This window comes from Limnohabitans sp. WS1 (genome assembly GCF_003063265.1).
In the GTDB taxonomy this organism is placed as follows: Bacteria; Pseudomonadota; Gammaproteobacteria; order Burkholderiales; family Burkholderiaceae_C; genus Limnohabitans_A.
This window is the reverse complement of sequence record NZ_NERU01000003.1, coordinates 124,736-144,549: the sequence shown is the minus strand read 5'-3', so window position 1 is coordinate 144,549 and position 19,814 is coordinate 124,736. Positions and strand designations below refer to the sequence as shown.

18 protein-coding genes are annotated in these 19,814 nt (G+C 61.4%); 11 read left to right on the top strand and 7 right to left on the bottom strand.

What is annotated here, in order from left to right:
• The first annotated feature begins 3 nt into the window (after nucleotides 1–3).
• From B9Z48_RS06270 to B9Z48_RS06260, 3 genes are read left to right on the top strand one after another with little or no spacing between them, the layout of a single operon-like run.
• The gene (locus B9Z48_RS06270; protein ID WP_108377537.1) at nucleotides 4–822 is read left to right on the top strand and encodes an alpha/beta fold hydrolase; all 819 of its coding nucleotides are present in this window, start codon (nucleotides 4–6) and stop codon (nucleotides 820–822) included.
• Between the two features lie 40 nt (nucleotides 823–862).
• Entirely contained in the window at nucleotides 863–2,191 is a 1,329-nt protein-coding gene (locus tag B9Z48_RS06265) for a cytochrome P450 (RefSeq protein ID WP_108377642.1), read from the top strand.
• 18 nt (nucleotides 2,192–2,209) lie between these two features.
• Nucleotides 2,210–2,533: a DUF962 domain-containing protein gene (locus tag B9Z48_RS06260; RefSeq protein WP_108377536.1), complete on the top strand. Its 324-nt coding sequence runs from the start codon at nucleotides 2,210–2,212 to the stop codon at nucleotides 2,531–2,533.
• 4 nt (nucleotides 2,534–2,537) lie between these two features.
• Here B9Z48_RS06260 and B9Z48_RS06255 read toward each other — a convergent pair whose 3' ends face one another.
• Complete coding sequence (locus tag B9Z48_RS06255) at nucleotides 2,538–3,779, bottom strand: YihY family inner membrane protein (RefSeq protein ID WP_108377535.1); 1,242 nt, start codon at nucleotides 3,777–3,779, stop codon at nucleotides 2,538–2,540.
• Nucleotides 3,780–3,887: 108 nt separating this feature from the next.
• On the opposite strand from B9Z48_RS06255, the gene B9Z48_RS06250 reads away from it, so the two are divergent.
• From B9Z48_RS06250 to B9Z48_RS06230, 4 genes are all read left to right on the top strand, one after another.
• Complete coding sequence (locus B9Z48_RS06250; protein ID WP_233261046.1) at nucleotides 3,888–4,244, top strand: DUF2069 domain-containing protein; 357 nt, start codon at nucleotides 3,888–3,890, stop codon at nucleotides 4,242–4,244.
• Nucleotides 4,245–4,330: 86 nt separating this feature from the next.
• The gene (locus B9Z48_RS06245) at nucleotides 4,331–5,785 is read left to right on the top strand and encodes an FAD-binding oxidoreductase (protein WP_108377641.1); all 1,455 of its coding nucleotides are present in this window, start codon (nucleotides 4,331–4,333) and stop codon (nucleotides 5,783–5,785) included.
• A gap of 703 nt (nucleotides 5,786–6,488) precedes the next feature.
• Nucleotides 6,489–6,722: a glycine zipper 2TM domain-containing protein gene (locus B9Z48_RS06235; RefSeq protein ID WP_089963829.1), complete on the top strand. Its 234-nt coding sequence runs from the start codon at nucleotides 6,489–6,491 to the stop codon at nucleotides 6,720–6,722.
• Nucleotides 6,723–6,731: 9 nt separating this feature from the next.
• A complete protein-coding gene (locus tag B9Z48_RS06230) occupies nucleotides 6,732–6,878 on the top strand; it encodes a lmo0937 family membrane protein (protein ID WP_108377532.1) in 147 nt (48 codons plus the stop codon).
• 94 nt (nucleotides 6,879–6,972) lie between these two features.
• Here the strand turns inward: B9Z48_RS06230 and B9Z48_RS06225 are convergent, their stop codons facing one another.
• From B9Z48_RS06225 to B9Z48_RS06210, 4 genes are all read right to left on the bottom strand, one after another.
• Nucleotides 6,973–8,184, bottom strand: coding sequence for an OmpA family protein (locus B9Z48_RS06225; protein ID WP_108377531.1), 1,212 nt, complete (start codon nucleotides 8,182–8,184; stop codon nucleotides 6,973–6,975).
• Between the two features lie 53 nt (nucleotides 8,185–8,237).
• Complete coding sequence (locus B9Z48_RS06220; RefSeq protein ID WP_108377530.1) at nucleotides 8,238–10,064, bottom strand: Ig-like domain-containing protein; 1,827 nt, start codon at nucleotides 10,062–10,064, stop codon at nucleotides 8,238–8,240.
• Nucleotides 10,065–10,173: 109 nt separating this feature from the next.
• Nucleotides 10,174–10,557 (bottom strand): hypothetical protein, encoded by a 384-nt coding sequence (locus B9Z48_RS06215; RefSeq protein ID WP_108377529.1) that lies wholly within the window; start codon nucleotides 10,555–10,557, stop codon nucleotides 10,174–10,176.
• Nucleotides 10,557–10,883 (bottom strand): hypothetical protein, encoded by a 327-nt coding sequence (locus B9Z48_RS06210; protein WP_108377528.1) that lies wholly within the window; start codon nucleotides 10,881–10,883, stop codon nucleotides 10,557–10,559. Before B9Z48_RS06210 ends, B9Z48_RS06215 begins: the two co-directional genes overlap by 1 nt.
• A gap of 324 nt (nucleotides 10,884–11,207) precedes the next feature.
• On the opposite strand from B9Z48_RS06210, the gene B9Z48_RS06205 reads away from it, so the two are divergent.
• The 4 genes from B9Z48_RS06205 (at nucleotide 11,208) to B9Z48_RS06190 (ending at nucleotide 15,651) form a co-directional block, all read left to right on the top strand.
• The gene (locus B9Z48_RS06205; protein WP_233261035.1) at nucleotides 11,208–11,960 is read left to right on the top strand and encodes a Crp/Fnr family transcriptional regulator; all 753 of its coding nucleotides are present in this window, start codon (nucleotides 11,208–11,210) and stop codon (nucleotides 11,958–11,960) included.
• A gap of 36 nt (nucleotides 11,961–11,996) precedes the next feature.
• Nucleotides 11,997–14,561, top strand: a complete 2,565-nt coding sequence (locus B9Z48_RS06200) for a chemotaxis protein CheB (protein WP_233261034.1) — start codon at nucleotides 11,997–11,999, stop codon at nucleotides 14,559–14,561.
• A 24-nt stretch (nucleotides 14,562–14,585) separates the two neighbouring features.
• Entirely contained in the window at nucleotides 14,586–15,188 is a 603-nt protein-coding gene (locus B9Z48_RS06195; RefSeq protein WP_108377527.1) for a PAS domain-containing protein, read from the top strand.
• Between the two features lie 148 nt (nucleotides 15,189–15,336).
• On the top strand, nucleotides 15,337–15,651 hold the full coding sequence (locus B9Z48_RS06190) for a BON domain-containing protein (protein ID WP_089963581.1): 315 nt from the start codon (nucleotides 15,337–15,339) through the stop codon (nucleotides 15,649–15,651).
• A 148-nt stretch (nucleotides 15,652–15,799) separates the two neighbouring features.
• On the opposite strand, the gene B9Z48_RS06185 is transcribed toward B9Z48_RS06190, so the two are convergent.
• Nucleotides 15,800–16,501, bottom strand: a complete 702-nt coding sequence (locus B9Z48_RS06185; RefSeq protein WP_233261033.1) for a hypothetical protein — start codon at nucleotides 16,499–16,501, stop codon at nucleotides 15,800–15,802.
• 29 nt (nucleotides 16,502–16,530) lie between these two features.
• Complete coding sequence (locus B9Z48_RS06180; RefSeq protein ID WP_158273219.1) at nucleotides 16,531–19,809, bottom strand: filamentous hemagglutinin N-terminal domain-containing protein; 3,279 nt, start codon at nucleotides 19,807–19,809, stop codon at nucleotides 16,531–16,533.
• Nucleotides 19,810–19,814: the final 5 nt, after the last annotated feature.

Below are 19,814 nucleotides of genomic sequence, written 5' to 3'. Positions count from 1 at the left end.
ATCATGCACATTCCACTGACCACCCACACGCTCTACGCCTACACCGGCGGCAAGCCCTTCAACCCCGAGCAGCCCACCACCGTGTTCATACACGGCGTGCTCAACGACCACAGCGTCTGGATTTTGCAAACCCGCTACATGGCGCACCACGGCTGGAACGTGCTGGCCATTGACCTGCCCGGGCACTGCAAAAGCGAAGGCACCCCACCCCAAAGCGTGGAAGAAGCGGCCGACACCGTCATCGCCTTGCTCGATGCCCTGAAGATCGAAAAGGCTGCGCTGATCGGCCACAGCTTTGGCTCGCTCATTGCCCTGGAGGCGGCGGCCCGCGACGCGCAAGCCCACCCCGGGCGCGTGAGCCACTTGGTCATGGTCGGCACGGCTTACCCCATGCGCGTGTCGCCCGCCCTGCTTGAGTTGTCGGTCAGCGCCCCCTTCAAAGCCATTGACATGGTCAACAGCTTCTCGCATTCCACACTCGCCCCACCGCCTTCGGCTTTGGGCCCCGGCACCTGGCTGTATGGCGGCAGCAAAGCGCTGATGCGCCGGGTGCTGGCCAGCAACACGCAGGTCAACGTGTTCCACACCGGCTTCAAGGCCTGCGACGATTACCGAGGCGCAGAAGCCGCCATGCCGCAAGTGGCCTGCCCCACCCTGTTTGTGCTGGGCAACGCCGACCAGATGACGCCGCCCAAAGCGGCGCAAAGCTTGATTGACCTGTGCACACAACCCAAGGTGGTGAAGCTGCCTGCAGGCCATTCGCTCATGACCGAGGCACCCGAAGGCGTGTTGCAGGCGCTCAAAGATTTTTTGAAACCGTGAGCTGGACGGCCGTTCGCGCACAGGGGTGCGCTTCTACAAGATGAACACATTGACTGACCACATCACCCCGCCCTTGTCGGCAGACAGGGCCCGCGAGTTGGCCCAAAACCTGGACCTGCGGGCCTTGCCGCGCGACTTTCTGGACAACCCTTACCCGGTCTATGCGGCACTGCGCGAGTCCGAGCCCTTCAAGCGCATGCCCGATGGCTCGTATTTCCTCACGCGTCATGCCGATCTGGTGGCGGTGTACCGTGACGCCAAGGTCTTCAGCTCTGACAAACAGGTCGAATTCGGCCCCAAATACAACCACGCGCCTTTCAACCAGCCGCCCTTCGCCACAACAAGCGGTGTCTCCCCGCTGTTCGAGCACCACACGAGCAGCCTGGTCTTCAACGACCCGCCCCTGCACACCCGGGTGCGCCGCCTGATCATGGGGGCGCTCACCCGCCGCGCCATTGAAGCCATGGAGCCTGGCCTGGTGCTGCTGGTGGACAGCCTGCTGGACAAGATCGAAGCTCAAGGCGGCGGCGACCTGATCGAAGACTTTGCCTCGGCTATTCCCGTGGAAATCATCGGCAACCTGCTGGGCGTGCCACATGCCGAGCGCGAACCGCTGCGCGGCTGGTCGCTGGCCATTTTGGGGGCACTGGAGCCCGCCCTGAGCCCTGAGCAGGAAGAGCGGGGCAACCGCAGCGTGAGCGAGTTTCTGGCCTACCTGCGCAAATTGGTGGCAGATCGCCGATTGCACCCGGGTGACCCTGAGCACGACGTGCTGACCCGGCTGATTCAGGGTGAGGAAAATGGAGAAGCGCTGAGCGAAGTCGAGCTGCTGCAAAACTGCGTGTTCCTGCTCAACGCCGGGCATGAAACCACCACCAACCTGATTGGCAACGCGCTCATCAGCCTGCAGGAATGGCCCGAGCAGCGCGAACAACTCAAAGCCGACCTGAAGCAAGCGGCCAGCGTCGAAGAACGGGAACAAATCATGGGCCTGGCCGTGGACGAGTTTTTGCGCTTTGAATCGTCCAACCAACTGAGCAACCGCCGCGCGGTTCAGGCCACGCAGGTCAACGGCGTCGACTTGCCCGCAGGAGCCTTGGTCACGCTGTGCATTGGCGCTGCCAACCGTGACCCTGCCGTTTACGACAACCCCGAACAACTCAACTTGCGCCGCACCGGCAACAAGCACTTGGCCTTTGGCTTTGGGGTGCACCAGTGCGCGGGACTGAGCTTGGCGCGTTTGGAAGGCCGCGTGGCCATCGGCCGCTTTTTGCAGCGCTTTCCAAATTTCCAGCTCACGCAAGCGCCCCAGCGCGGCGGCAGGGCCCGGTTTCGCGGCTTTTTGCACGCACCGTTTTCAATCCAATAAGCAACAAGGAGACACGCCATGAACACCACTGAAACACCAACGGTGCAGCACAACAGCTTTGCCGAGTTCTACCCCTTTTACCTGAGCGAGCACAGCAACCGGACCTGCCGACGCATGCATTTTGTGGGCAGCACTTTGAGTCTGATGTGTCTGGCCATGCTGGCCGTGACCGGCAAACCGCAGTACTTTCTGTATGGCTTGCTGTGTGGTTACGGCTGCGCCTGGATCGGGCATTTTGTGTTCGAGAAGAACAAGCCCGCCAGCTTCAAGCGCCCGCTCTACAGCTTCATGGGCGACTGGGTCATGTACCGGGACATGTGGCGCGGGCGTGTGAGTTTTTGAGCGCTCACCTCGGCAGCAGCTGAACCAAGCGGATCTGGTCCAGACCCGTTTTCTGCCAAATCGGGTCGGTCGCAGACCCCCGCAGCACCAGCAAACGGTCGGCCAGCGGGGCCACCGTGGCCAGCGCAGGGTCGACCAACAAGACCTGCCGGGCTTGGCCCTGGTCGTTTTGCTCGGTCAGGCGTCCTACCCAATCGAGGCCACGCAAAACCTCCAGCACCTGGCGCAGCTCGCTCAACTCCACCCGCAAGCGCTTGGCCAGATCATCGGTGCTCAAACCCCGCCGCTCTGACGCCTTGGCGGCGTTCAACTCGGCCAAGACCTCCAGCGCCAGCCTGAAGGACCAGCCCGCGCCGTCTGGTTTGCGCCACTCTGGGCGACCCAACTCGGGCAAGCTGGCGGCCAGCACCGCGCCCAGCAGCACCAGCAGCCAGGTCACGTAAATCCAGACCAACAAAATAGGCAGCGCAGCGAAGGCGCCGTAAATCAGCGAGTAGGTCGGCACTTGCAGCAGGTAAACGGCCATGCCTTTTTTGGCCAACTCCAGCCCCGCTGCCACCAAAAAACCTGCCGTGATGGCATGGCGCCAGCGCACGCGGGTAAAGGGCACATAAAAATACAAACCACTCACACAGGCCGTGAGCAACACAAACTCAAAACTGTCGAGCAACCACCGAATCGGGCCGGGCAAGACATCCACCACATTTTGCGAGGCGGTGACCACATACGAGGTGATGGCCAGGCTGGCCCCCAAAAACAAAGGCCCCAGGGTGATGGCCGACCAGTACAGCAAGACCCTTTGTGGCAATGGCCGCTGGCGTTGCAAGCCCCAAATCTGGCCCAAGGTGCGCTCGATCGTGACCATCAAAACCACGGCCGACATCAACACCGCGACCAAACCCACCGAACCCAGGCGGCTGGCTTTTCGCGAAAACTGCGTCAAATAGCTCAGCACCTGGCGGGCAATGCTCTCGGGCACCAGACTTTCAACCAACCAACGCTGGATCGTGTCCTGGAACTTGCCAAACACCGGAAACGCCGCAAACACGGCCAGGCCCACCGCAAACAGCGGCACGATGGCCAGCATGGTGGTGAAGGTCAATGAGCCCGCGCTCACCCCCAGGCGAGCATCTCGAAAACGCCGGGCCAAAACACCCGCCATCTGACGCCAGGGAAAGGCACAAAGCTCTTGCCACCACAGGCGGGCATGGTCGTACAACGAGGTCTTGTAGGCGGTAGGCAACATGCCCGGTATGATGCCACCGCAATGAAGCCCCACACCACGCCCCCACCACAAAACGCCCCCCTTTCTGAGACCGAACGTATCCCGGAGGGCCTTGACTTGACCCGATGGATGGCCGTTGGCAGCTTGCTGGGCCTGATTTTGACGGGGCTGCTTTGGGAGCTGTGGCTGGCCCCCTTGCGCCCGGGCGGCTCTTGGTGGGCCATCAAGGTCTTGCCCCTGTGCCTGCCGCTGGCGGGTTTGCTCAAAAATCGCATGTACACCTACCGCTGGGTCAGTCTGCTGATCTGGCTGTATTTCACCGAAGGTGTGGTCCGCGCTTGGGGCGATGCTTGGCCCTCGTCGGGCTTGGCCGGTCTGCAGACTTTACTTTGCGTGGTGCTGTTCGTGGCCTGCGCCCTTCATGTGCGAATCCGCTTCAAAGCCGCCAAGGCGACTGGCTTGTTTGTGCCTGTGCCCAAAAATTAAGGCTCCAGTGAGGGCGGCTTTGCGGCCCACACATCAGTCCCCAAAACAAGCCGCTTGTTGCCTTGAACTTGACCCACACCCTGCCCATGACCACGTCCAGCCCCAGCCTCGCTCATACAACCTTGCTCGCGCAACTGCGCCAAATTTGTGGCGATGCCCACGTCTTGACCCATGAAACACCGGGGGTGGACCTGGCCACTTGGGAACAAGACTGGCGCAAACGTGTTAAGGGCCGGGCCTTGGCCGTGGTGCGGCCTGCAGACACCGCGCAGGTGGCGGCCGTGGTCAAGGCTTGTGCAGCGGCCCAAACCTCGATCGTGCCGCAAGGCGGCAACACTGGCTTGGTGGTGGGCAGCGTGCCTGACGCTTCGGGCACACAAATTGTGTTGAGCATGACCCGCATGAACGCTGTGCGTGCCATCGACAAAGACAACCTGACCATCACCGTCGAGGCGGGCTGCGTGCTGCAGAACCTGCAAGCTGCTGCCGACAGTGCCGGATTGCTGTTCCCTCTGAGTTTGGGGGCCGAAGGCAGCTGCACCATTGGCGGCAATTTGGGCACCAACGCCGGGGGCACACAAGTGGTGCGCTACGGCAACACCCGAGAGCTGTGCCTGGGCCTGGAAGTGGTCACCGCTCAGGGCGAGGTCTGGAGTGGCCTGACAGGGCTGCGCAAGGACAACACAGGTTATGACCTGCGCCATTTGATGATTGGCAGCGAGGGCACTTTGGGCATCATCACAGCGGCCACCATGAAGTTGTTTCCGCAGCCTGCTGCACAACTGACCGCCTGGGCCGCCGTGCCCAGCATGGAGGCGGCTGTGGCCCTGCTGGGCCTGGCCCACCAGCGTTTGGGGCCCAGCCTGACGGGTTTTGAGGTCATGGGGCAATTTGCCCTGAGCTTGGTGGACAAACATTACCCCCAACTGCGCGTGCCTTTGTGGCAAGAAACGCCTTGGTGCGTGCTGATCGAAAACTCGGACAGCGAAAACGAGGCGCATGCCCGCAGTCAGTTTGAGTCACTCCTCGAAGAGGCGATGAACCACGGCTGCGTGACCGATGCCGTGGTGGCCGAAAGCCTGACACAAGCGCGGGGGCTTTGGCACATCCGTGAAAGCATCACCTTGGCGCAGCAGCAAGAAGGCCCGAACGTGAAACACGACATCAGCATTGCGGTGTCCTTGATCCCTGCTTTTGTGGCCGAAACCGACGCTTTGCTGGCCCAGACGTTTCCGGGCGTGCGCATGGTCGATTTTGGCCATTTGGGTGATGGCAATCTGCATTACAACGTGCAAGCACCCGAGGGCCAAGACGGCAAAGCGTTTGTGCTTGCCCATGAAGACGCGGTCAACACCGTGGTGTTTGACCAAGTCAGCCGGTTCAAAGGCTCCATCAGTGCCGAACACGGCGTGGGCGAACTCAAAGCGGGCAAGCTGCCGCTCTACAAAGACCCGACAGCCTTGGCCATGATGCGGGCCGTCAAAAAAGCCCTGGACCCGCACAACCTGCTCAACCCCGGGCGGGTGCTGAGCGCCGAGTGACCTGACCTGCCATGCGGCGGGGCTGCCGCCTGCATTTTGTGAGGGCCCTGCCCTCGGGGGGATGGGGGTGGTTTGCTGGGCTTTTCGCGACGGGGGCGTCGCTCCTACAAGGGGGATGCCTGGCATTTTGTGGGAGCCCCGCCCTCGGGGCGATGGGTTGTGGGCTGCGAGGCTTTTCGCGACGGGGGCGTCGCTCCTACAGGGGGATGCCTGGCATTTTGTGGGAGCCCCGCCGCCTTGGCGATGGGTTGTGGGCTGCGAGGCTTTTCGCGACGGGGGCGTCGCTCTTACAGGGGGGTGCCTGGCATTTTGTGGGAGCCCCGCCCTCGGGGCGATGGGTTGTGGGCTGCGAGGCTTTTCGCGACGAGGGCGTCGCTCCTACAGGGGGGTGCCTGGCATTTTGTGGGAGCCCCGCCCTCGGGGGGATGGGGGTGGTTTGCGAGGCTTTTCGCGACGAGGGCGTCGCTCCTACAAGGGGGGATGCCTGGCATTTTGTGGGAGCACTGCCCTCGGGGCGATGGGTTGTGGGCTGCGAAGCTTTTCGCGGCGGGGGCGTCGCGCCTACAAATCAGTGGACTCTTTGGTGAGGCAAGCCACAGACGGACCAACACGCGGCTCCTATGCTGAAACGGCTGACCCTGCCAGAGCCCTTTGGATTCAGGCAGGGGTCGAGCGTTCCTCTAACCCGTCCAGGAGTTCCATCATGAAAAAAATCCCCCTTCCCTCTTGCGGCTTGCGCACAGCGGCCGCGGTCGCGCTCGTCTTGGGCCTCAGCGCATGCGCTGGCATGACTGAGCAAGAAAAAAGAACCGCCATTGGCGCAGGTGTGGGGGCCGTTGGCGGCTCCATTTTGACGGGCGGCAGCGCGGCAGGCACCTTGGGTGGTGCGGCCGTGGGGGGTGTGGTTGGCCACGAAATCAACAAGAACACAAACTAGGCCCACACCATGCTTGAAACCATTGCGATCGTTTTGCTCTTGCTGTGGGTGGTAGGGCTGGTGTCTTCCTACACGCTGGGTGGCTTCATCCACATTTTGTTGGTCATCGCCGTGGTGACCCTGTTGGTGCGCTTGATTCAAGGCAGACGACTTTAGCAGGCGCTCAGGGGCCCTGTCTGCACAGGGCCCCCTCCAACAACAGCAAAGCCTGCACCTTGAACCCAAGGTGCAGGCTTTTGAATGGGCTGCTTCAGCGTGCTTGCTTGGCACCCGTGACTTCAACTTCCACACGGCGATCCACGCGCAAACAAGTGATCAGGGCTTGACCGGCCTTTTGACCTTTGCACTCGTCTGGCGAGGTGTCGGGCTGGCTCGAGCCCACGCCTTTGGCACTGACCTTGTTGGCCGGTACACCACCGACTTGGATCAGGTAGTTCTGCACCGCTTCGGCCCGTCGCATCGAGAGTTTGTCGTTGTAAGCGGGCGTGCCCAAACGGTCGGTATGGCCTATCACCTGGATCGCCTCGACGTTCACCTCTTTGAGTTCGAGCAGCAGTTTGTCCAAAGCTTGCTTGCCATCGGTTTGCAGACGGTCTTGGTCAAAACCAAACAAAGAATCCGCTTGCAGTTTCACCTTGACCCAAGGTTTGGGTGCCGGAGCCGCCACGGGGGCCGCAACAGGTGCGGGCACCACGACGATGACCGGCTGGGCTGCGGGCGGCTGGGGTGCAGGTGCTTGCGCCACCATCGGGGCGGGCGTTGGGGCCACATAAGGGGTGTAGACCGTTTTGACCGAGGGCTGTGAGCCGCCGAAACGGTAAACCAGGCCCACCGACACCATGTCCACATCACCCCGGTTGCCCACAGCGTCGTTGACTCGGTAACGCTCGGCCTCCAGGCGCAGGGTCAAAGCGGGTGTGAAAGCGTACTGGGTGCCAACGCCGTATTTGTAATTTGTCTCGCGTTTGCGGGGCGAAGGGTCCAGCACGGTGACCGCACCGGTGCCACTGAAGGTGTCTTGGGTTTGCGCATAAGCAGCCCCCACACGCCCCAGCAAGGACCAACGCTCGGTGATGGGCAAAGTGGCCACCACGTCCAGATTCAGGCCCTTGATGCGGGCGCGGCCCGTCAAACTGCCAGACGGAACGGTGTTGGCCACAAAGTCAAAATGGCCCAAATCAAAGTAGCCTGCCTCGACCGCCCAGGTCGGGTTGATCGGCATGCCAATGAAGGCTTTGTAGCCCATGCCCCGTCGGTCCTCGGTCAAGCTGTCCGTGGTGAAGCCAGCGCCCAGCAGGCTTTGTGTGATGCGGGCGTTGTCGATGTTGGCGCGAGACTCGCCCGCACTGATGCCCATGTACATGCCCGTGTTCACGGGGGCGTCCTGAGCATGCAGCATCGGGGTGGTCAAGACCACCAAAGCTGCCAGCACCGGACCTTGTTTGAAAGTCAATCGTTTCATTTCTTTTTCTCCAAAAACAGGCGAAATGCCTCTACCGAAAGGGGAAGGCTTGCTCACGGTGTGGGCAAGGTGATGGTGCAAGCGTCACAGGTGATGGCCGCTGCTGCCGGGCCTTGGTTCAGGGCTCGGCCCTCCAAATTGGCACCGGTTTGCAAGGTCACGGCCGTGCCTGCCAGCAAAGTGCCTTTCATGACCGAATTGACGCCCAGGGTGATGGCGCTGCCCGCCGTCCAGAACACTTGGCTGGCTTTGGCACCGCCGCTCAGCACGATTTGGCTGGTCGACAAGGTGGTGATCGAGGTGGCGCTGCGCAACAAAAACACGGCGTTCGGATCGCCTTGGGCGTCCAGGGTCAAGGCACCACCGGCAGACAAATCCAGCGAGGTCAGGGACTCGTACAGACCCGGGTACAAGGTCAGGCCTGCCAAGTTGGTGGTCACCGACACAGGGGTACCGCGCACGGCATGGTTGGCATTGGCAAAAGCGGCCAAGGCGTCGGTTTTGGCTTGGCTCAGCAGCACCCCATCGGGCAAGGCACAGGCCGGACCGGTGCTGTCCACCGCATAAATTTGCCCCACCACTTCTGGGCAAGTGAGCGGCGAGCTGAAGCCGGTGATGTTGGCCCCGGTGTCCGGCGTCAAGCCCACATGGCCCACGATGGTGGACGTGGGAATGTTGGTCACAGATGCGGAGGCCAGAATGGCAAAACCAGACGATGCGCCCAAAACGACGGGCACCTGGCAAGTGGCGTTCCCCGTGGTGAACGACCAGACCTTGTCGCTGGCCAGTGCGTTGTTGGCCAAGTCTTTCACGCCCAAAGTGCCCGAGCGGACCGTGGCGGTGTAAGCGGTCTGGGCACTCAGCATGGAGCTGGGGTTCATGGAGACGGTGTTCGTCAGGGGGTCGTAACTGAGCACCAGACCCACTGCGGCACCCGGCGCGCTTGTTGGGGCCAAGGTCAGGGTGGACGTGGTCAAGCTCAAGGGGTCCATGGCTTCGCTGAATTGGGCGGTCAGGATGGGGTTGATGCAAATGCCCAAATTGCCTGGTGCGGGCAAAGTCAAGCTGACCAAGGGTGCCGTGCTGTCGAGCGCATTGGCGGTGGAAAATGTCCAGACCATGTTGGCCGCCAAGGGATTGCCCGCCAAATCCGTGGCCAGCGTGCTGACCGTGGCTGTGAAATCGGTGTTGGCCGGCAGCAGCGCCGGGTTGGTCGGTGTGAATGTGGCCGTGCGAGCCCCCACGGCATAACTCACCGTGCCACTGATGGGGACATTGCCCACGGTGGCGTTGAGCATCAGGCTGGCGGTGTTGAGCGACAAGGGTGCCATGTCTTCATTGAAGCTCACCGTGATCTGCGCATTGGTGGCCGCCACAGCGTTCAAGGCCGGAACAAAACCCGTCACCAAGGGGGCTTGGGTGTCGGCCGAAGCAGCGGTTTCAAACGACCACACAAAATCACTGGCCAGGGGCACCCCCAATGCATCCTTGGCCCCCGTGGTCACGGTGGCCACACACAAGGTGCTGGCGGGCAACAAGCCAAGCGGCACAAAGCTCACCACACGGCTGTTTGGCTCATAGGTCACCGTGCCGGCAACCGGCGAAGCCGAGGGGCAGGCCAACAAAACAGTGCCTGTATTCAGTGTCGCGGGGTCCATGGGCTTGTTGAAGGTGGCGGCCAACTGCGTGTTGGTCGCCACGCCAGTGACCGCCGGTTGACGGGCCAAGGGTGCTGTTGCACTGACACTGGGAACCAGAGCAGGTCCGGTGCCCAGGCCCAAAATCGGATCTTTGCCGCCGCCACAAGCGGCCAAAGTGACCGCAGACACCAAAGCCAACACGCCAGCCAGATGGCCAGAACGCAAGAGGGAGTGACTCATGAGGTAATTCCTTGAAATGAGCGTCAATTTGTTGAACTTCAAAAGGGACAGCCCGCTGCGACTTGCTGTGCGCTCTGCGCAAGGTCAAATGGCCCAAGCGATTCGGCCTTCAAGGCGTTTTGGCTTGTTCAAGCATGAGGATGTCCAGCTGAATCTGCTCTTTGAGAACGTCCCAAAAAGCCTGTGTCTGGAAACTTCTGGCCCACACCCCAAAGGCCACCCCCAAGCCCAAAAAGAGCGACGGCAGCCCCCACATGACCCCGATGTAGCGGCCATCCACAACGGGCAAGGCGCTCCAGATCAAGATCGCCAGGCCTGAAAAAGTCAGGCCCAGCATGAGGCTGGCTGCGCTGAGCACATACAAGGCCCAGCGGCATCTCAATCTGCGCAAATGTTGAGCCCATGCCCAGCTTGCAAAATCGGCATATGCCTTGGCATGCCCTTTGTACAAATCAGGGGACAAGGCCAACAACTTGAACAGCAGCTTGAGCATCAGTGTTGACGCGAGCGCAACAACCAAGAAGCAGCCATGGCCGCCAGAGCACCTGTGCCTGCCGCGATCAAGATGGCATTGAGGGGTTGGTGCTGAATGAAGTGCTCGGCCGTGACACGAACGTGGTGGGCTTCGTTTTCAATTTTGTGCTTCACATCGGCAGCGGCTTCCATGCCGACATCGCCCATGTGGTTGAGCTCATCTTTGATGCGGTGGCTCACACGCTCCATCACCGGACGCGCTTCTTTGATCGCGTCGTTGACGTGGCTGGACACATTGGCGCCCATGGACGAAATTTTTTCCTGAGCCGTTTTGGAATCTGACATACAAGCCTTTGAAGTGAATGAAAACCAAGGAGACGTGTTCACTTTAAAAGCCCATGGCGCTGGGGTCTGTGGTGTGGCGCACGCACTCATGCATTCTTTGATTGGCCCTCGAGGTGTGTGTCCCGGCAGCCCGTCGTCGTGCCCGGCGGGGTCAATAACCACAATTGAAACAAGCTGTTGATTGATGCAAGTCAATCAGTGCCCTCGCTGCTGGTGCAAGATGATTTCAAGACCCTGCACTGCTTGACTCCAAAGCAAGGGCCGATCCGGTTTTTTCACAAAAGGCTTCATGAGACGATTTGCAAATCCGTCCATCACACGGTCATGCCTTCAGGCGAGTTCGCCCCGAGTGCCAGCATGATGGACACCCTGACGCGTCCGGCCAACACAATTTTGTCCTGCTTGCCCGAGGTCGATTGGCAGCGCCTAAGGCCCCTGCTGAGCTTGGTCAATCTGCCCTCTGGGCAATCTTTGCACGAGGCAGGCAGCCGTTTTCAGCATGTGTACTTTCCCTTGCGGGGCATCGTGGCCTTGCATGGTCTGATCGAGAACGGTGACTCTTCGGTGCTGTCTTTGGTCGGCCACGAAGGCTTGGTGGGGGTGTCGAGCTTCATGGGGGGGCAATCCACCACCAGCCATGCCACCGTGTTGTTGGCGGGCACCTTTTTGCGCATGCGTGCGGTGGATTTGTTGCAAGAGTTTGAACACTCCACGCCATTGCTGCATGTGCTGCTGCGCTACACACAAGCGCTCATCACACAAATGGCGCAAACCTCGGTGTGCAACCGCCATCACACCGTCGAAAACGCCTTCAGCCGATTTTTGCTCTTGTGCCTGGACCGCACGGCAGACAAAGAACTGCTGCTGACCCATGACAAGGTCGCCACCTTGTTGGGCGTTCGGCGTGTCGGGGTGAGCGAAGCGGCCAAGCGCCTGGAGCGACTAGGATTGATCCGTTACTCTCGAGGGCACATTCAGCTGCTCGATCGCACGGGTCTGGAGCAAAGCACATGTGAATGCTACAAAGTGATCAAGACCGAATACGATCGCTTGTTGCCTAACCTGATGGCCCAATGACAAAGCACCCACACATGACCGCCACGATTGCCGCTGTTGACTGACGATTCCGGGGCCTCACCCCTTGAGGGTCCACGCATTGTGGGCATCGGTGCGTCAGCCGGAGGGCTTGACGCTTTGGAAAAATTCTTTGCCCATGTGCCCTTGGACACGGGCCTGGCCTTTGTGGTGGTGCAGCACACCAGTGCGCAGTACAAAACCTTGTTGGCCTCTTTGCTGCAGACCGTGACCCGTTTGCCCGTGCAAGACGCTCACAACGGCCTTGTGTTGAAACCCGACACTGTGCATGTGATGCCCACCGGCGGCGAACTCACCATAAAGCGCGGTTGCCTGCATTTTCAGGTGGCCCCCAAAGCGCAAGGCCTGCATTGGCCCATCGATGACTTTTTGAAGTCTTTGGCGCTGGACCAACAAGATCGGGCTGTGGGGGTGATTTTGTCGGGCATGGGCAACGATGGGGTGCAGGGCATGCAAGCCATTCACGCAGCGGGCGGCTTGTGCTTGGTGCAGCAACCCGAGACCGCCGCGTTTGCCTCCATGCCACAAAGTGCCATCGATGCCGGAGGCATCGATGCGGTGGCCTCGCCCGAAGACCTGCCCTTGTGCCTGCTGCAAAAAGCCGCGTCCATGGGCACCACGTCAACACCCCCTGCCCCCAGCGCCACGTCAGACACTGACACGACAAGCTCAAGGCCAGTCGATGGATTGCGGACCATTGTGGACATGCTCAATGAGCAACTGCACCACGACTTTTCTCTGTATAAGCCCAGCACTTTGCAACGCCGGGTGGAGCGGCGCATGCATGTGCACCAATTGAGCTGCGTGGCTGACTATGTGAACCACCTCCAAGCCAACCCGCAAGAGTTGAAGTTGCTGTTTTCGGAAATGCTGATCGGGGTCACCTCGTTTTTCAGGGACCCGCCAATTTGGCAGGATCTGGCAAGCCATGTTTTCCCCAAATGGCTTGACGCAGCGCAGCAGCCCAGTGTGAGGGCTTGGGTCTTGGGTTGCTCCACAGGCGAAGAAGCCTACAGCCTGGCCATGGCCTTGCGCGAATCGCAAGACCTGGCTTCAGGCCCACGCAGGGCCGTGCAAATTTACGCCACCGACCTCAATCCTGCGGCCATCACCTTGGCCCGCAAAGGCTGGTACAGCGCAGCGGCTTTGGCCTCTGTCAGCCCTGAGCGGCGTGAGCGGTTTTTCATCCCCAAAGACGGCGGTTACACGGTTCATCCCGACATCCGGTCCATGGTCATGTTTGCCCAACACGATGTGATTGTTGACCCGCCTTTCACACAACTGGACTTGTTGATGTGCCGCAATGTGCTGATTTATTTCAGCGCCTTGCTGCAACGGCGTTTGATGCCCCTGTTTCATTTCAGCTTGCGCAGTGCAGGCGTCTTGGTGCTGGGCAGCGCAGAAACAGTCAGGAGATCGCAGCATTTGTTCACATCACTGATCCCGGGCTCGCGCATTTATGGCCGGATGGCGCAAAGTGGGCCCACCGACTCGCTGGTGTTCCCGGTTCAACGCCGCCTCGATGCGCGACCCACCCACAAGGAACTGACCGTGTCCTCAGCCCCCAACACTCCACCGCACAACCTGCAATCGCTGGCCGATCATGTGTTGCTGCAAACCTTCTCACCGGCGGCTGTCTTGGTCAACGCCTCGGGCGATATTCTCTACATCAGTGGCCGTACAGGTGCCTACCTCGAGCCCGCTGCGGGCAAAGCCAATTGGAATGTGCATGTCATGCTGCGCCCAGCGTGGCGAGCTCAAGTGGCCGTGGCCTTGCGCCAGGCTTTGCAGGACCAGCAAACCGTGGTCGTCAATGCCCTGCCCCTGCAAGCGGTGGCAGATCGACAACTGCAAATCACGGTGCACCCCTTGCAAGAGCCCAAGGGTCTGGAAGGCACCGCCATGCTGATATTCCAAGAGATGCCCCGTCTGGCTGCCCTGGCCCTGCCAGACAAGGCCACAGGGGACAAAGACCCCGTGCAACAGGCCGAACTGCAAATGGCCCGCGATGAAATGCAGACCTTGCGCCAGGAAATGAGCAGCTCCAAAAACCAGATGCATGCGCTCAACGAATCGCTCAAAGCCAGCAACGAAGAACTCCAGGCGGCCAACGAGGAACTGACCACGGCCAAAGAAGAGGGTCAGTCCATGAACGAGGAGTTGCAAACCATCAACAGTGAACTGCAAACACGACTGGACGATCTGGCGCTGGCGCAAAGCGACATGCAAAACCTGCTCAACAGCACAGACATCGCCACGCTGTTTCTGGACAACGGGCTGAATGTGCGCCGCTACACCGAACAAGCGGTGCCCATCTTTCACCTGCGTGAGTCCGATGTGGGTAGACCTTTGAGTGATTTGGCCAACACATTGAACTACCCAGGTTTGCTGCACGATGTGCAAGCCACCTTGCAATCCCTGACCGCCCACACCCAAGCGGTCAGCGCGGCAGACGGTCGTTGGTTTTCGGTGCGCATCATGCCCTACAAGACGCTGGCCAACACCGTCAATGGTGCGGTGCTGACTTTTGTGGACATCAGCACGGCCAAGGCCTTGGAGTTTCGTTTGCGCGAAGCCAATTGAACCTCAATCCAACCGGAACACCCCATGAACCAGCCATCAATGTCCAGCACGCCGACCCCACCCAGCTTGCGTGAACGAGCCCGCACCCAGCTTTCAAGCAACGCCCATGACGCCCTGGTGGGCCGCGATGCCAGCTCGGCCCTCAAGGTCTTGTTTGACTTGGCCTCATCGCCAGACACGGCGCACGATGCGCTGGCTTTGCTGCACGAGTTGCAGGTGCACCAGGTGGAGTTGGACCTGCAAAACGAGGAGCTGCTCGCTTCACGCGCCGAGCTGGAGTCAACCTGCCAGCGCCAGCAACTGTTGCACGATGCCTGGCCCAGTGCCCACATCACGCTAGACGCTGCAGGCAGCGTGCTGGCCTGCAATGCCCAAGCCTTGGCCTGTTTGCAGCAAACGCTGCCCACCGTGCAAGGCACGCCATTGGCCTCATGGCTGCCCATCCAGGACACCCCCCGCCTTCAAGCCTGGCTGTTACAGGTCCAGCAGACCCAGACCCGCCAAAGCCTGCAATTGACTTTGACGGTGCGTGGCCGAGCCCCACAAACCGTGTGTGCTGCGGCCTGCCCCAACCCCTTGGCCCCTGGGGTGTTGATCACTTGGGTCGATGTACCGCCCATCGAATGAAGCCCCTTGGTGGTGCAGCGCACCGACCACACAGCCATTGCTTTCTACGATGAAGAGGCTTGAACAGAAGGCCCACTCGGCCCCTGTTCACGCAATGGTGCCAGGCCTTGGCTTGGTCGTTCTGACTGACTGCACGATAGGACTTCATATGATTCAAAAAACGACCTGGGCCGCATTGGCCGCTTCTTTGGTGCTGCTGGCTGCTTCTGGCTGCGCGGTTTCGCGTGGACAAGAGTCCATGGGGGCTTACGTGGACGACACAGGCATCACCACCTTGGTCAAGTCGCGCTTTTTTGAGGACAAGGATGTGGCAGGCACCGCCATCAGTGTCGAAACACTGAACGGCACAGTCATGCTGTCTGGCTTTGCCAAAAGCGCCTTGGAACGCAACAAGGCCGAGACCATTGCACGCGGGGTCAGAGGCGTGACCTCCGTGAAAAACGAGATCGCTGTTCGGCCCTGAGCCCCGCGCATCCAGCTGACCCAGCACTGAACTTGGCCAGCATGAACCCAGCGCCCCAGGCCTGAACCCCCAAGGCCTCGCGGGCGCGGCCCCAGTTCGTGGCGGACACGATCTGGGCACTTGAAAAATGCACGCTTGCGTGCATTTTTCATGGTGCAAGGGGCATCACAAACACCGCACTCAAGGGCAAGGTGTCGGGCAACACATAAACCACGCCGATGTGCTGCGCAAACGTGGGCACCACCACCTTTTGCCAAAAGGCCACCGGCACATTGATGCAACCATAAGAGATGCGGTTATCGTCCGGCTCAGGACTGGCCAGGCGTTGCAGGCGGCGCTCTTTCGCTGGATGACGGCGAACCGGGTGCAAGGAGATGCCCTGCTCGTAGTCCACCCACAAAATGGCTTGATCGGCCACATTGCGCCCCATGGTCGCCACAAATCGGCCGGCTGGGGTGGTGCGCTCCCAGGGCTGAATGCTCGACAGGGGTCGGTCGCCAATACCGGCCACCCCCTCGTCGCCACGGGCCAGCCCCAACAAGGCGGGTGAGGCCCCTTGCAAATGACCATGGCGGTCAAACACAAACACCCTGGCGTGGTGTTTATCGACCAGCACAAAAGGCAATGCCTGGTGGTCACCCGACTGCATCACCCCATGGGCCACGGCCCGAACTTCGGCAGAAGGCCGTTCTTGGCCAAAGTCAATGGGTTGGACCTGCGCCTGAACTGGCGTGTGCAAAGACACAAGCACCACGGCGCTGGCCCAGATGGGTGTGCCCAAAACCAGCGCAGCGGCCACTCCCGGACGACGCCAAGTCCAGCGCTGTGGGCGGTGGTGTGGAGCAGTCACGGAACTCAAGGGCGCAGGACCTCAGGGGCTCAATTGCGGTCTTGTTTGCGGGGCAGAACAGGCGTTGCAAGGGGCCGCGTCAAGGGCTTGAGCGCTGAGGTGGTTTGTGGCCTTGAAGCGGGCGTGGTGGCAGCTCGGCTTGGCGTGGCCTGGGCGGGCCGCACAGGCACGGGCGTGAGCGCCTGAGCCTCCGGCACCACCACAGGGCCTGGCACGGTGGCCGTGGGCGGGATCAGGCCCAGCACAACTGGAAAGTCATCTGATGGCGCAACCGGGGGAATCGACGCCTCGTTGGGCACAGTGACTTGCGGGGGGATCGCGACCTCGGGGGGCACGACCACCTCAGGTGGCACAACCACATCAGGAGGCACCACCACCACCGGCGGCACCACTACGTCTGGGGGAATCACCACATCGGGTGGCACCACCACGGGTGGAGGCATCACGGCCGGGGTGATGCTCAGTGCACCGTTGACATAACTGATGCTGTAGTTGCCCGGCATGAAGGTGCCGCCTGTGGCGTCGCTGGCGGTGATGGCATAAGGGCTGCCCGCCACCGCTGCCGTGGCCAACTGGCCCGGGCTGCTCAAGGCCACTGTGCCCACGGTCTCGCCATTGACCAAGGCGCTGGTCACAAAACCCGTCAAGGCAGGCGTCTGCCCATACACCTTGCTCAGGTCCTGCGCCGTGATCGTCAGCGCGGCCGGGGTGATGGTGCCCGGGGCCGTGAGCACCGAGACGGCATAGTTCTGGCCCCCATGACCATCGGTCACGGTGTAGCTGCCGCTGGTCACCAAGGTGCTGTTGCCCGTGCCCAGCACGTCCTTGCTGGCAAACGCCTGGCTCAAGTCGCCATTCAAGGTGTCTAAGGCCCGCAAGCCGGTCACCGTCGGCACCCCCACGGATTGGGTGCTGCCGTCATAAGCCCGCACATCGGTCACAGCAGAGACCGTCAAGGGCCTGACCAGCACATCGGCACGGGCCTGGTAAGTGCCCGCCGGTGTGCCCATGGGCGCAAACAAATCGTAGGCCGCCTCCAAAAAGGTGGTCTCAAACACGATGGGCTTGGCCGTGCCAACGTGGCGGGTGTCAAATTGCGCGGCGCTGACCGACCCCAAAGCCACCGGGGGCGCAACGCTGGTCACATCGGGCAACAAGCCACTGACCGTGGCGCTGGGGGTGCCGTCGTAGATTTTGTTGTCTCCTTTGCCAAACACCCAGGCCTTGGCGTTGAGGGTGCCGCCACCCGTGAGCTTGTTGGCATAGGCCAGAATTTCAGCGCTGGTGCTGGCGTAACTGACGGGGTTGAAACGCACATCGAGTTGGCCCGTGGTCAGCGTCAGGCAATTGAGGCTGCAGCTGATGTTGACGGTGCCCGCAGCCACCCCGGGGCCCGTGCCATCGTTGTCGGCGCGAAACACCATGTTGCCGGTGGTCACGGTGGCGGGCGCAGCCACCATGACGTCTCGGCCAGCCACAGCCGTCAATTGGCCAGTCGTGATGGTGGTGGCCGCGTTCAGGGCCACATCCTGCACGGCGGTGAAGCTGAGCTGGCCCGTGGTCGTGGTCACGGCCGCATCCACCTGGACGTTGCGACCGGCCACCACGGCCAAGCTGCCGTCGGTGGCGGTGATCGCTTGGTTCACCCGCACATCACGTGCGGCGTTCAGGCTCAGGGTGGTGGGGGCCGTCCACACAATCGCCGCATTCACCTGAATATCGCCCAAGCCCCCGCCACTCACGCCAGAATTGGTCGTGGTCACGGTGACGTTGGTGCCGCCCAAAGCGGTGACCAAATCGGCTACGTTGATTTGTGCCGCACCCGTGCCCGAATCGGGCATGAACACATCGCCCACCAGGCTGGCACCGGTCGTGGCCGACGAAGAAATGGTCACATCGGCGGGGTCCAGCAACCAAGTGCCTGTTGGGCCTTGCGGCGCCTGCGTGTCAACCCTCAAGCCTTGCACATTCAGCCCATGCGCCGACGTTTCGACCATGCCGCCCGCCCCCCCTTGGGGACCGCCACGCGCGAAGATCTGCCCACCTGCACGCACCGAGTCGGTGGCCCACAACACCACCTGTCCGCCGGGCCCTTGCGCCGTCGCGTTGGCACGGATGAGCGAGTCCGGGCTCATGTACACGGCCGAGGCGGCGGGCAGATCCGGGTTTTTGCCCTGAAAACCACCCCCCACCAAAACCACGCCCCCGCCCAGCCCGCCTGAGGCATCAATTTGCGCCGAGAACAGGCCCACATGCTGCCCCAGGGCGGTCACACTGCCCCCCTGCTGGCCTGCGCCGCCGCGCACATCGAGCTGACCGCCCAAGTTCACCATGCCACTGTCGGAACTGCCCAGCAAAACAATGCGGCCTTGCTGGTTTTCCAGGGTTTGCGCCTGCAACACCCCGGTGTTGTTGACGGCATTGGCCAGCAACTGACCAGCCGCCTGTGTGCTCATGAGCACGGTGCCGCCATCGGCTTGCAACAAGCCCGCATTGGACAACAAGGCTTGCGCGACCCCTTGGTCAATAGGCACATTCAGCAAGCCGTCCCCCAAAAGCGACAGGGTCACCATTTGCCCGGCCGCCAAGGCCACCGAACCCAGCTGGGCCTTGACCACGCCTTCGTTGTGGACACTTCGGCTCAACAAAGCCACATAGCCACCGTCTGCAGCTTGGAGCTGCCCCTGGTTGACGATGTTGCCCGGGCCTGCGCCGTCAAAACGGTAACGACCCGCCAGAAAATCGGCGTCACTCAAGCTCAGTGTCGAGGCGACCAAGCCGCCCACACTCACAGAAGCCCCGGCCCCAAACAACACGCCCTGCGGGTTGATCAAAAAGACCTGACCGTTGGCAGTCAAACTGCCCTGGATCACCGAAGGCTCGGACCCGAGCACACGGTTGAGTGCCAGCGCCTGCCGGTTGGGCTGAGCAAAACGCACCGACTCGCCCGGCAAGATGCCAAAGCTTTGCCAATTGAGCACCACTTGGGGCGTGGTTTGGGTGACCGTCAACTGCCCTGGCGTGCCCCCCAAACTGGCTTGGCCTGCACTCACCACACCCCCGCTGGGCAGGGCCTGCGCCACGCCAGACCAGGCCAACATCAGGGCCCAAGACAATTTTCGCCAACCCAGGCCCACGCGGCCGCCCCGGCTGCTGCGACCACCGGCGGCCGCCCGGCGGGCGGTGACACGCGCCGCTTGAAAGGCCAAGCCGGTGGGAAAAACTGGGCGGGCTCGAAATGGCTGTGTGGTGAACATGGTGGTTTCTCGCAATGAATGGAAGGGGCGCAGCAAGGCAAGGGTCAACATCGGCG

Bases quoted from the DNA above. Each gene is read 5' to 3' on its own strand.
- B9Z48_RS06270 (WP_108377537.1), top strand. From the start codon at position 4: ATGCACATTCCACTGACCACCCACACGCTCTACGCCTACACCGGCGGC.
- B9Z48_RS06265 (WP_108377642.1), top strand. From the start codon at position 863: ATGAACACATTGACTGACCACATCACCCCGCCCTTGTCGGCAGACAGG.
- B9Z48_RS06260 (WP_108377536.1), top strand. From the start codon at position 2,210: ATGAACACCACTGAAACACCAACGGTGCAGCACAACAGCTTTGCCGAG.
- B9Z48_RS06255 (WP_108377535.1), bottom strand. From the start codon at position 3,779: ATGTTGCCTACCGCCTACAAGACCTCGTTGTACGACCATGCCCGCCTG.
- B9Z48_RS06250 (WP_233261046.1), top strand. From the start codon at position 3,888: ATGGCCGTTGGCAGCTTGCTGGGCCTGATTTTGACGGGGCTGCTTTGG.
- B9Z48_RS06245 (WP_108377641.1), top strand. From the start codon at position 4,331: ATGACCACGTCCAGCCCCAGCCTCGCTCATACAACCTTGCTCGCGCAA.
- B9Z48_RS06235 (WP_089963829.1), top strand. From the start codon at position 6,489: ATGAAAAAAATCCCCCTTCCCTCTTGCGGCTTGCGCACAGCGGCCGCG.
- B9Z48_RS06230 (WP_108377532.1), top strand. From the start codon at position 6,732: ATGCTTGAAACCATTGCGATCGTTTTGCTCTTGCTGTGGGTGGTAGGG.
- B9Z48_RS06225 (WP_108377531.1), bottom strand. From the start codon at position 8,184: ATGAAACGATTGACTTTCAAACAAGGTCCGGTGCTGGCAGCTTTGGTG.
- B9Z48_RS06220 (WP_108377530.1), bottom strand. From the start codon at position 10,064: ATGAGTCACTCCCTCTTGCGTTCTGGCCATCTGGCTGGCGTGTTGGCT.
- B9Z48_RS06215 (WP_108377529.1), bottom strand. From the start codon at position 10,557: ATGCTCAAGCTGCTGTTCAAGTTGTTGGCCTTGTCCCCTGATTTGTAC.
- B9Z48_RS06210 (WP_108377528.1), bottom strand. From the start codon at position 10,883: ATGTCAGATTCCAAAACGGCTCAGGAAAAAATTTCGTCCATGGGCGCC.
- B9Z48_RS06205 (WP_233261035.1), top strand. From the start codon at position 11,208: ATGCCTTCAGGCGAGTTCGCCCCGAGTGCCAGCATGATGGACACCCTG.
- B9Z48_RS06195 (WP_108377527.1), top strand. From the start codon at position 14,586: ATGAACCAGCCATCAATGTCCAGCACGCCGACCCCACCCAGCTTGCGT.
- B9Z48_RS06190 (WP_089963581.1), top strand. From the start codon at position 15,337: ATGATTCAAAAAACGACCTGGGCCGCATTGGCCGCTTCTTTGGTGCTG.
- B9Z48_RS06180 (WP_158273219.1), bottom strand. From the start codon at position 19,809: ATGTTGACCCTTGCCTTGCTGCGCCCCTTCCATTCATTGCGAGAAACC.